The following is an 11,869-nucleotide window of genomic DNA, read 5'->3' on the forward strand; positions in this document are numbered from 1 at the left end:
TCGGAGATGATTGGTTCGAGAAAAAAGAATTACCTAAAAATATTAAAAATATATTTGAACGAATTGTAAATAAATCAGTTGATAAAGGCGGTCAGAAATAAATAATACTTAGCAGAGACAGGATGTCGACTATCTAATGTAAAAAAACCTCGACTTTTTAAAATCGAGGTTTAAAAATATATTAAACAAAAACTTACTGCACATCCAAATAAGGATTTAAAACCTCAGCCAATTCATTCAGCCAATAAAAGCTGTTTTGCAAATTGTCTATTTCATTTTGAAGCGTTTCATGTTGCCTTAAAGCGCCTAAAGCAAGAACATAATTTACTTGCCTTATAGATTTGGCCATTTCTTGCGGATCGATTGTGTTGTTGAAAAAATTCATAAGCCTGATTTCGGCTTCTTTGGAAAGGGTGTTTGTGCTCATAATCTCTAAAATTAAGAATAAGTGACTTTGTATTTTAGTGATTTTAACGCCTATAAAGACATTTACGGTCGTTTCCGATACCGCACACCTAATGCAAAGTAAATTTTACAATAGTTATACTTTATGTCCGTAATTTTAGGAAGGGCAAATATAGTAAAAAAACAATGCAAAATATAATACTTTTCTTTCAATTAAATAAATTTCTTATAAACCCAACTCCCCTAGCCCTGATGGGAGGGAAAATACTTTTTCTTGCTGCTGCCAGCAAGGAAAAGATTTGGAAGGACAGCAGAATAGCTCCTAATTAAAAATCAAATTCAATTACAAAAAAAATGCAAGACCAAAATTGATCTTGCATTTTTTATAACCTGATAAATAAAAACATCTTTTTACACAGTCTGACGCTCGTGTTTTCCTTCTTTAATTTCTTCCACCATTTTTTTATTAAAAGCGGGTAAATCATTCGGGTTTCGGCTGGTCACCAATCCATTGTCTACGACTACTTCTGAGTCTTCCCATTGTGCTCCGGCATTTTTCAAATCGTTTTTAACAGAGAAGAACGAAGTTACTTTTCGACCTTTTAAAACATCAGCATCTACCAGAATTTGAGGACCATGACAAATAGCCGCTACTGGCTTTTTACTTTTAAAAAAGGAACGTACGAAATTTACTGCTGCCTCTTCTCTTCTCAATAAATCAGGGTTTATTACTCCTCCCGGAAGAACCAAAGCATCGTAATCTGCTTCATTTGCCTGATCTAATACTACATCAACATTATATTCCTTGCTCCAATTACCGTCTTTCCAGGATTTGATAGTTCCTGATTTCAGACTGATAATATCTGCATTCCAGCCTTGCTCTTCCAGATAGGCTTTAGGAGATGATAATTCTGATTCTTCGAAACCGTTTGTTGCTAATATGGCTATATTCTTTTTCATAATTTAAGTATTTAAAATGTTATTAATTTGATTTAGCTAAAATTAGTTATTTCAGACAGCCAGCGAAAATAGACCGTGTTAAACCTTTCTTTAATAAAAGTTAATTAATTGAATTTCAATTTTTTATAAAAAATTAAACTGAAATTATATAAGATTCATGTCAATCTGGTTTACTATTTTATAGGATGAAAACTCAAATTCCAATTTTTATAAATTTCAAATTTCAAAAGGATTGAGTTTTGTTTTCAAAAGCCTTTTCCCGAAGCCCAATGTCATTAAGTTAAGCTTTTAGAAAATAAAATCTGTTTTTATCTGCGTTTTTACGAAGTAAATCTGTTTAATCCGCGTTAAAATTAGACGCTGATTTTACTGATTCGCTAAAGCGAAAACGCTGATAAAAACGGATTTTTCTAATTACTTTCCTGATTAAACTGTTCAGTAATTTTGTAGATTTCCCCTTAACTTAATGACACTGCCCGAAGCCTCGGGACGCTCAGGGTGACAATTGGGGTATAAAAAACCAGATTATAGAAGGCTTACTCTTTTTGAGGTTTAGGACTATCAAGATTATTACGGGTGATAATTAAGTTGTTCTTTTCTTACAAGATTCAATTTTAACAGCGATTGCGATAAATAAATGTTATTTTTGATAATTCGTCGGTATTTATCTCATAGCACTATGCGATTTATTTGGAGTGAAACGACTTTTTTTACGCTATGCAAAACTATGTCTCTATGTGTTTATAATTTATACGTAGTTAAATTGCCTCCAAATTGCTGATAAAACAACTAATTATAGATTTTTAAAGTATGAATGTGCTGCTCATTGAGGATGATAAACGCATTAGCGAATTTATTATTAAAGGTTTAGAAGAAAACAATTTTACGGTACATCTGGCTGAAACGGGCGAGATTGCCCGCGACCTTCTTCAGCACGATACTTGGGACATTATCCTGATGGATATTATGCTTCCGGGAATTGATGGTATTCAGCTGACCAAAATGATGCGTTTCAAGAAAATTCATACTCCAATCTTAATGTTAAGCGCTCTTAGCGATACGGATGATAAGGTAAATGCGCTGGATTCCGGTGCCGACGATTATTTGGTTAAACCCTTCCATTTTAAAGAATTGATTTCGAGAGTAAATGCACTGACACGTAGAACCAAATTTAATTATGATAAAGTAGAAACCCTGTATAAATTAGGAAGTTTAGCCATAAACCCTGAAGAACATAAAGTTACCGAAAATGATGCCTTGATCGATTTGTCTCCAAGAGAATATAAATTGCTGCTGTTTTTATTAGAAAACAGAAATAAGGTCATGTCCAGAACGCAGATTTTAAACGCGGTTTGGGGCATTAATTATGACAATAATACCAATGTTGTCGATGTCTATATTTCGTATTTAAGAAATAAAATCGAGCAAAATCATAAATTTATCCATACTATAAAAGGTACGGGATATATGCTTAAAGAAGAGTCATGAAAATACGCAACAGGTTTACCTTAATATCGTCTTTTACTTTTAGCATTGTTTTTGTCATTACTTCGGTGATTACTTACTTTTCTTTTTACAGTTATTCGGAAAAAATCATTTATAACGAACTTCAAAAAACGTGTTTGCTAACGGGTATTTTCTATCTTGAAAAAGATGAATTACCACAGAATCAGCATTTGATCATTGGTCAGCAATTCAGGGAAAATTCGCTTGAAATCATTACTCGCGTTTACAACAACAAAAATCAGATTGTTTATGGCGACAAGACTATAGATGCCAATATCAATTCCGGCAGACTTGATTATATCAGAAAGAACCGAAAGCTGAGTTTTAAATCGAAACATCATTTTTATTTTGGAAGTTATTACCATGACAATCAGGGTGATTTTGTAGTTTTTGTCAAAAAGAATGATCAGGAATTCAAAACCATTACCAACAGATTAATGATCATTATGCTCCTGGTTTTAATTAGCGGATTAGTAATCATCTATATAGTAAGTCGTTTGCTTTCGAATCTGGCGTATAGTCCGATAAAAAATATTATCAATCAGGTTAATGAAATCGAAGCTTCGTCTCTCGATCGCCATATCACATCTCCTAATACCAAAGACGATATTCAGGAACTGATCGAAACCTATAATAATTTGTTTAAGCGGCTTTCGGATACTTTTATCATCCAGAAGAACTTCATCAATTATGTTTCGCACGAATTCAAAACACCTTTAACTGCCATTTCCGGAAACCTCGAAGTATTTGCGCAAAAAGACAGAACCAGTGCAGAGTATAAAGAAATGTCTGAAAAAGTACTGGAAAATGTCTATCAGATCGAAGATACGATGAATACGCTTATGATGCTTTCGGGATTAAGGGGCAACACAGAACTTAATGAAATTTTCAGGGTCGATGAAGTCGTTTGGGACATCAACGATCAATTGCCGGATGTGCATCAGTTAAAAAGTTCGCAGATACAAATTGCGATTGAAATTGTCAATGACAAACTGCTTTCGATAAAAGGAAACAGCAACGAAATTAAAATTGCCTTATACAATATTATCGAAAATGCCGTAAAATATTCGAACGGAAATCCGATTAAGATAAGTCTGCTGCAACAGGAAAATCAGCTTAAAATCGTAATCGAAGATCACGGAACCGGTATTAGCGAAGACGACTTAAAATTCATCAAACAAACCTTTTACAGGGGCAAAAATGTAAACGATATAAAAGGCAGCGGCGTTGGACTTTCGCTGGCGAATATCATCTTCAAACAAAATAATATTCATTTTACAATCACTTCAAAAAAAGACGAAGGAACGACAGTTACATTATTATTTCCGCCACTCTAATCGTTTTCTAATGTCACTCTAACTCCTTTCTAACGAACATCAAATTAGGGCTTAATATACCGCAGATAACTTTGCAATATATTAAAACAAACTAATTTGAAACGTATACTCTTAACTCTGCTCGTTATTGTGTCGCATAAAATTGTGGCACAAACTGCCATAAACGATACAATTGTACTGTCCCGAACACAAGCCGAGGCTTTATTTCTGGACAAGAATATTGCTCTTATTTCTGAAAAACTGAATATTGACATTGCCGATGCACAGGTCATTCAGGCAAAATTATGGCCCAATCCTACTCTTACCATTGGCGAAATAAACCTTTGGAATAACGCCACAGCACAGCAATTACCTCCACTTTGGGGCAATTTTGGTACAACCTCTCAGGTTACAGCAGAATTAGAACAACTGATTCAGACCGCCGGAAAACGAAAAAAATTAATTGCCATGGAAAAAGTGGGCGTGGATATCGCCAAAGAATACTTTAAAACCTTTTTACGCAATTTAAAAATCGAATTCAGAGGCAATCTTACCGAACTGCAATATACCCAGGCACAGGAAGCCGTTTATAAAAAACAACTTTCTGCGATGCAGTCCATGCTTAAAGGATATGGTAATCAGGTAGCGCAGGGCAATATCGGCAGAGGCGAATACATTCGGCTAAAAGCTTCTGAACTGCAATTCTTAAAAGAAATCGCCGACTTACGAAAAGAAAACAATGCATTACAAAAGGAATTGAAAGTCCTTATGAATCTGCCTGCAGCAAGTTTCATTAAACTTACAAATGAAGGTTTTGTTCCTGATTATAAAAATATTGACAATATCAACTTAGGGAATCTTATGGCTTCGGCCGTAGAAAACCGTCCGGACATGAAAGTGATTAAACTCGGAAACGAATACAACAGCAACAAATACAAATACGAAAAAGCCATGCGAACACCAGACGTTACTCTTGGTGTCAGTTATGATCGTGGTGCCAGTTTAATGAATGATTTTGTGGGTGTTGGTTTCTCGCTTGATCTTCCGTTTTTCAGCAGAAATCAGGGAAATATAAAAGCAGCAAAAATAGCCATCGATCAGGGCAAATTACTAACCGAAGAAAAAACGATAAGCGTACAATCTGAAGTACTGCAGGCGTATGAAGATTTAGTAGTAACGAAAAAATTATACGATAGCGTAGAAACTAATTATGAATCTGATCTGGATAAACTTCTGGAAAGCTATCGTAAAAACTTCCTGCAGCGAAACACCAGCATGTTAGAATATCTTGATTTTGTTGACGCTTATTTAGATAACAAATCGATTCTGCTGAATTCTAAAAAAGACCTTAATAAAAACCTTGAAGAATTACGCTATATCGCTGGTGAAGAAATTAATTAAACCCTAATCTGATTAGCTAAAAAATAATACAAAACATAATGAAGAAACTTATTTTACTCCCGATACTTGGGTTAATGCTCGTTTACGGATGTGGCAAGAAAGAAGAAATCAAAGATACAAAAGAGGACAAATTTTGTATTGATAAAGACCTGAAAGAAAAAATCACAATCGAGACCATACAAAAACGTTCGGTTACGGAATCTATCAATCTTACCGGAAACATCACCTATAATGGTGATCATGTCGTTCAGTTTAATAGTCTTGTTGAAGGGATTATTACTAAAACTACTTTCTCGTTAGGTGATTATGTAAAAAAAGGACAGGTTCTGGCGGAGATAAAAAGTACGGAACTCAACAGCATGCAATCTGAAAATAAATCATTTCAGTCTCAGATCGCCGTGGCACAACGTAATCTGCAATCTGTGAAATCAATGTTTGAGGACGGAATCGCATCTCAAAAAGATTTGATGCAGGCACAAAGCGAATTGGATGTTTTAAAATCTTCTCTGGAAAATGTAAAAGCCAATCTGGCCTTGTTTAGCGCCAGCAGCGAAAGAGCTGTTTTTCAGATCAAAGCACCAACTGAAGGGTATATTGTGGCGAAAAACATTAGTCCGGGAATGCAGATTACAGATGGCAGTGATCCGCTTTTTACGATTTCGGATCTAAAAGAAATATGGGTTTTAGTAAATGTGTACACCAGTAATCTAAAAAACGTAACCGAAAATATGCTGGTAGATGTAACAACTCCGGCTTATCCGGGTGAAATTTTTAAAGGAAAAATCACCACGCTTGCCAAAGTTCTGGATGCTGATGAACATGTTTTAAAAGCGAGAATTGTAATGGAAAACAAAAACCTGAAACTAAAACCCGGAATGACGGCAGATATCGTAATCGATAAAAGCAAAGGCGGCGAAATGTTAGTGGCTGTTCCTGCAAAAGCAGTCATTTTTGATAACAATCGCGATCACATTTTGATTTATAAAAATGATTGTACAATCGAAACCAGAGAAGTTAATCCAATTATAAAAAACAACAACTGGATTTATTTTGACAAAGGAGTTAAAGAAGGTGAAATGGTGATTACTAAAAACCAGCTGTTAATTCACGAACGATTAAAAAACTAATTATCCCTAAAAACGGATAAACACCATACAAGACATGAAAAAATTTGTACAAGGTCTGGTGGCTTTCTCGCTAAAAAACTCGCTCATTGTTTTTTTCCTGACAGCCGTATTACTAGTCGCGGGTATAGTGAGCTATATTCACACGCCCATAGAAGCTTTTCCCGATGTAACCAATACCAGGGCAAGAATTATTACACAATGGCCGGGAAGAAGTGCCGAAGAAGTCGAGAAATTCATCACACTTCCTATTTCCAAACAAATGAACACGATTCCTAAAAAAGCTGAAGTACGTTCTATTTCGCTTTTCGGATTATCAGTTGTAACCGTATTGTTTGATGATGATGTCGAGGATTTCTACGCACAGCAATACGCATCAAATCGTTTAAACGGACTCGATCTTCCGGAAGGTGCCGATGTAGAAATCGAACCGCCATCCGGAGCAACGGGTGAAATTTTCAGATACATCATCAAAAGTGATTTGCCTATTAAGGAAATCAAAGCCATTCAGGATTGGGTAATCGAAAGAGAACTGATCTCGGTTCCCGGTGTTGCTGATGTGGTAAGTTTTGGTGGAGAAGAAAAAATGTTCGAAATCAAAATCAATCCAACGCAATTAGAAAATTATAATTTATCTGCATTAGATGTTTATGAAGCCGTTTCTAAGAGTAATATCAATGTGGGCGGCGATGTGATTCAGCGTGGCGATCAGGCTTATGTTGTACGTGGTGTTGGTTTGATTAATAAAGTCGAAGATATTGGCAATATTCTGATCGAAACCAAAGGATCTTCACCCATATTAGTCAAACACGTAGCCGAAGTTTCAATATCCGCCAAACCAAGATTAGGTCAGGTAGGTTTAGATGGTGATGATGATGTTGTAGAAGGTATCGTAGTCATGCTTCGCGGAGAAAATCCAGGCGAAGTTATCAAGAGGCTTAAAGACCGTTTGACCGAACTTAACGAAAGAGTACTTCCGGACAATGTAAAAATTGTTCCGTTTATTGACCGTACCAAATTGGTAGATACAACCGTACATACCGTGACCAAAAATCTTATCGAAGGTATTTTACTGGTTTCGTTAATTGTGTTTATTTTCCTTTACAATTGGAGAACTTCACTAATTGTGGCTTCTGTTATTCCGCTTTCGTTCTTGTTTGCCATTATTATGCTAAGAATTCAGGGATTGCCAGCCAACTTAATATCTATGGGAGCGCTGGATTTTGGACTACTACTCGAAGGCACGTTGGTTATTGTCGAACAGGTCTTTGTATCGCTCGAAAAGAAAGCGCATAAAGTAGGAATGGAACGCTTTAATAACATGAGCAAAATGGGACTTATCAAGAAAAGTGTGGGTAGCGTAGCGACTTATATTTTCTTTGCCTTAATCATTTTGATTGTTGCCTTGATGCCTATTTTCTCTTTCACGAAAGTAGAAGGAAAAATGTTCTCTCCCCTAGCCTTTACGCTTAGTTATGCGCTATTAGGATCGTTGATTTTATCCCTTACTTATGTTCCGGCAATGTGTAAAGTCATGCTGACAAAAAATATTGTGGAGAAAGAGAACATGATCTCGCGTTTCTTTAGAGAAAACCTTTTTAAACTTTTTAAATGGAGTACCAGACATCGTAAAGCCACTATATATGCTTTCTTGGGTTTACTGGCAATATGTTGCGCTAAGTTTGCTTTTTATGGTTCAGAATTTATTCCGAAGCTAAATGAAGGAGCCATATATGTACGAGCAACTTTGCCTAACAGTATCAATCTGGATGAATCAGTAAGACTTACCAAAGAAATGAAAGCCAAAATAAGGAAATTCGAAGAGGTGAAATTCGTTCTTACCCAAACCGGAAGACCAAATGACGGAACAGATCCAACCGGATTTTTTAATATCGAACTGCATATCGAACTAAAACATCAGGACGAGTGGAAACGCAAGATCAGTAAAGAGGAACTGATTGCCGAAATCAAAAAAGAACTAGACGTATATCCCGGAATCGGATTTGGATTTAGTCAGCCTATTCAGGATAATGTCGAAGAATATGTTGCCGGTGTAAAAAGTCCGCTGGTAATTAAGATCTTTGGAAATGACCTTTTTGAACTTGAAAAAATGGCCGCAAAAGTTGCCAAATCGATCAAAGATGTAAAAGGAATTGAAGATATCAATGTCTACAAAAACATTGGTTTGCCAGAATTAAGGATTCAACTTAGCGATGAAAAAATGGCACGTTACGCCGTGACAACGGCCGATGCGCAAGCCGTAATCCGAATGACGATTGGAGGTCAGGCCGCAACAAAATTCTATGATGATGAAAAAATCTTTGATATCACCCTGCGTTTCGAAAAAGAATATCGGGATTCAAAAGAAAAAATCGAAGACATTCTGATTCCAACTATGAACGGTAAAAAAGTTCCCTTAAAGGAAATAGCGACCGTAGAATATAAAACCGGTCCAACCTTTATTTATCGCGAAGGAAACAGCCGATATATTGCTGTAGGTTTTAGTATCGAAGGACGGGATTTAGGAAGTACCATAGATGAAGCTCAGAAAAAAGTAGCTGCAGAAGTAAAACTGCCAAAAGAAAATGTAATGAAATGGGCAGGAGAATTTGAAAGTAAAGAAAGAGCTTCTAAACAATTGGCAATGATCGTTCCTGTTGTATTGATTTTAATTTTATGCCTTTTGTATTTTAATTTCGGTAATTTCAAAGATACCTTAGTTGCAATAAGTGCCATGCCTTACGCCTTTATTGGTGGTTTCTTATCCCTTTGGGTTACAGGAACCGTATTTGGGATATCTGCCGGGATTGGTTTTATTATTTTGTTTGGAGTCAGCGCGATTGACAGCATTGTCCTCATTGGAATGATTAAAGAAAATATGAGAGCCGGAATGCACCTAAAAGATGCGATCTCAAACGGAATCTACAGTAGAATTCGTCCTATTGTAATGATCGCTCTTATGGGATCTTTAGGATTATTGCCCGCAGCATTATCAACCGGAATGGGTTCTGAAGTTCAAAAACCATTGGCCATCATGATTGTTGGCGGATTAATAACCTGTATGATTTTATCCTTAACGGTATTACCACAGGTATTTTATCTGGTATATCGTAAAAAAGATTTGAGCAACACAGAATTATAATTATCTTACTATATTTTAATTTTAAAAGCACCTTTAGACGTTTTGTTTAGAGGTGTTTTTTTTATTTACTAAATAGGGCTAAACGAATTGCCAGTAGTATTAATTTTCTTGCTATTTAGGAGCAGAAAATTTTCATTCAAAAAGACCTAGAGTCCCGCTGTACACTATATCTTTTCCTGGCTAAAGAAGCCAGAAAAAGGATGCCGTTTCCATCGGGGCTATAGGAGATATTTGGTAATTCTATTTCTTTTTTACTTATCCCAAGTTTTGCCTTTACTATTAAAAAAACTTAAAATTAAAATTTTATTTTGAATATATGTAGTTAACTACGTATATTTGTACACGATTTATTTTTCAGGTCAATCCTTCATTATCTTGAACTGATTAATAACATAATAATTTATTCTAAGCCATAAACAAGCAAAATACCTAAAACAAAATGAGCAATAATAAAACTCAAACTTATACCGAAAACATAGTTGTAGTAGAAAAAGTTGAAGATCAAAAATTAATAGAAACTGCATTCTCGATTAGAAAAAAAGTTTTTGTAGAAGAACAAAATGTATCTCCGGAACGCGAATCCATGGACGATGAAAATGCAGTACATTATTTGGCAACAGTAAATGGTTTCCCGGCCGGAGCGGCACGATACCGAAAAATGGAAAAAGGAGCAAAAATCGAAAGAATTGCTGTTTTAAATATTTTCAGAGGACAAAGAATTGGGGAAGCAATCCTGCTGAAAATATTAGAAGATTTAAAAGGCCAAGAGAAAATTTATCTTTATGCTCAGGTAATTGCAACTCCATTTTACATCAAAAACGGATTCAGACAAACCGATAATTATTTTCTCGATGCCGGAATTGAGCACGTTGAAATGGATTTTATAAAATGATTTATTAGCATAAGCTCCAGCGGAGCGAAATATTTATAGCAAATAACAGCATCCCATCAACAAAGCTCCAGCGGAGCGATATCTAATCCCATAAAATTTATATATCACCCCGATGGGGTTTCGTACAACAAAAAATATAAATTGCTATAAATATATCGTGCCGCCGGGACTTTGTAATATCAAAAACAATCGGTTCAAGATTCCCTTACTACTCCATGATACTTTCAATCAAACCTAGGTTGTTGTAATACTCAATGATTTTTTAAATTCTGATGGAGAAATTCCGGTGCTTCGCATGATGAATTTATTAAAATGACTGCTGTCAATAAAACCCAAATCATTGCTAATCTCAGAGAACGTCAGAGTGCTTTTGCTTAATTTTTCTGTCACCACTTTCAGTTTTGTTTGCTCGATATAATCCCGCAAAGTAATATTGAGATGGGTTTTAAAATACTCCCCAATATAATGGATCGAAACATTAAAATGATTCGCCATTTCTTTTTTCTTCAGTAAATGCGGATTGGCAATATTCGACCGAATGTAACTTAAAATAGTATCGATCTTTAAAACTTCAGTTGTTTGCAGGTTTAAATTACTTTCGTCAATGCTGGCATTTCGTCTGATAATCTGAATCAGTGCCATCATTAAACTTTTGATTATAACTTCATTTTGTCCTTTTTGGCCGGCAACTTCATCCAGTATTTTTAAAATAACCATTTCACAAAAAGCTTTATCATCTTCCAGGAAAATCAAATTTCCATTGGTTTGATTGTGATAATAAAACAACTTCTCTATTTCCTCAATCTCTTTTTTATTCGAAAAAAAATTAGGCAGAAAACGCAAACAATGAAATTTTGTAGGTTCCAGAGTTTTAAAAGAATGGTAATCCTTTGGCGTAAGCAGATAAATATCGTGCTGTTTGTAACGATGAGGAATCGAATTTAAGATATGATTTCCGGTTCCGTATTCTATATATAGTAATTCAAAAAAATTATGCCGGTGTACTTCTTTCTTCCAGGTGAGTTCTTCGACAGAATAAATTTCAAAATCTTTGTAAATAAAAAAGGTGTCTTTCATAATCCTTAATTTTTACAAATATAACCGATAATTTTACATCAATCAA

At 35.3% G+C, this 11,869-nt stretch carries 9 protein-coding genes; 6 read left to right on the forward strand and 3 right to left on the reverse strand.

Translation table 11 applies throughout. The features are described 5' to 3' along the window. Positions 1-193 precede the first annotated feature (193 nt). Together ACQY44_RS20595 and ACQY44_RS20600 are read right to left on the reverse strand one after the other, a co-directional pair. Entirely contained in the window at positions 194-427 is a 234-nt protein-coding gene (locus tag ACQY44_RS20595; protein WP_428232153.1) for a hypothetical protein, read from the reverse strand. Positions 428-816: 389 nt separating this feature from the next. Next, the gene (locus ACQY44_RS20600; protein ID WP_428232154.1) at positions 817-1,365 is read right to left on the reverse strand and encodes a type 1 glutamine amidotransferase domain-containing protein; all 549 of its coding nucleotides are present in this window, start codon (positions 1,363-1,365) and stop codon (positions 817-819) included. A gap of 810 nt (positions 1,366-2,175) precedes the next feature. On the opposite strand from ACQY44_RS20600, the gene ACQY44_RS20605 reads away from it, so the two are divergent. The 6 genes from ACQY44_RS20605 to ACQY44_RS20630 all read left to right on the forward strand — a co-directional run bounded on the left by ACQY44_RS20605 (position 2,176) and on the right by ACQY44_RS20630 (position 10,746). Then, on the forward strand, positions 2,176-2,853 hold the full coding sequence (locus ACQY44_RS20605) for a response regulator transcription factor (protein ID WP_428232155.1): 678 nt from the start codon (positions 2,176-2,178) through the stop codon (positions 2,851-2,853). After that, entirely contained in the window at positions 2,850-4,208 is a 1,359-nt protein-coding gene (locus ACQY44_RS20610) for a sensor histidine kinase (RefSeq protein WP_428232156.1), read from the forward strand. Before ACQY44_RS20605 ends, ACQY44_RS20610 begins: the two co-directional genes overlap by 4 nt. A 96-nt stretch (positions 4,209-4,304) precedes the next feature. Beyond that, a complete protein-coding gene (locus ACQY44_RS20615) occupies positions 4,305-5,588 on the forward strand; it encodes a TolC family protein (RefSeq protein WP_428232157.1) in 1,284 nt (427 codons plus the stop codon). 38 nt (positions 5,589-5,626) lie between these two features. After that, entirely contained in the window at positions 5,627-6,715 is a 1,089-nt protein-coding gene (locus ACQY44_RS20620) for an efflux RND transporter periplasmic adaptor subunit (RefSeq protein WP_428232158.1), read from the forward strand. A 34-nt stretch (positions 6,716-6,749) separates the two neighbouring features. Next, on the forward strand, positions 6,750-9,854 hold the full coding sequence (locus tag ACQY44_RS20625) for an efflux RND transporter permease subunit (protein ID WP_428232159.1): 3,105 nt from the start codon (positions 6,750-6,752) through the stop codon (positions 9,852-9,854). Between the two features lie 439 nt (positions 9,855-10,293). Continuing rightward, a complete protein-coding gene (locus ACQY44_RS20630) occupies positions 10,294-10,746 on the forward strand; it encodes a GNAT family N-acetyltransferase (protein ID WP_428232160.1) in 453 nt (150 codons plus the stop codon). Positions 10,747-10,980: 234 nt separating this feature from the next. Here the strand turns inward: ACQY44_RS20630 and ACQY44_RS20635 are convergent, their stop codons facing one another. Beyond that, entirely contained in the window at positions 10,981-11,823 is an 843-nt protein-coding gene (locus ACQY44_RS20635) for an AraC family transcriptional regulator (protein ID WP_428232161.1), read from the reverse strand. Between the last annotated feature and the right edge of the window lie 46 nt (positions 11,824-11,869).

The organism is Flavobacterium sp., from assembly GCF_965277525.1.
Classification (GTDB): domain Bacteria; phylum Bacteroidota; class Bacteroidia; order Flavobacteriales; family Flavobacteriaceae; genus Flavobacterium.

Coding starts and splice junctions, on each gene's coding strand:
- ACQY44_RS20595 (WP_428232153.1), bottom strand. CDS start 427: ATGAGCACAAACACCCTTTCCAAAGAAGCCGAAATCAGGCTTATGAAT.
- ACQY44_RS20600 (WP_428232154.1), bottom strand. CDS start 1,365: ATGAAAAAGAATATAGCCATATTAGCAACAAACGGTTTCGAAGAATCA.
- ACQY44_RS20605 (WP_428232155.1), top strand. CDS start 2,176: ATGAATGTGCTGCTCATTGAGGATGATAAACGCATTAGCGAATTTATT.
- ACQY44_RS20610 (WP_428232156.1), top strand. CDS start 2,850: ATGAAAATACGCAACAGGTTTACCTTAATATCGTCTTTTACTTTTAGC.
- ACQY44_RS20620 (WP_428232158.1), top strand. CDS start 5,627: ATGAAGAAACTTATTTTACTCCCGATACTTGGGTTAATGCTCGTTTAC.
- ACQY44_RS20625 (WP_428232159.1), top strand. CDS start 6,750: ATGAAAAAATTTGTACAAGGTCTGGTGGCTTTCTCGCTAAAAAACTCG.
- ACQY44_RS20630 (WP_428232160.1), top strand. CDS start 10,294: ATGAGCAATAATAAAACTCAAACTTATACCGAAAACATAGTTGTAGTA.
- ACQY44_RS20635 (WP_428232161.1), bottom strand. CDS start 11,823: ATGAAAGACACCTTTTTTATTTACAAAGATTTTGAAATTTATTCTGTC.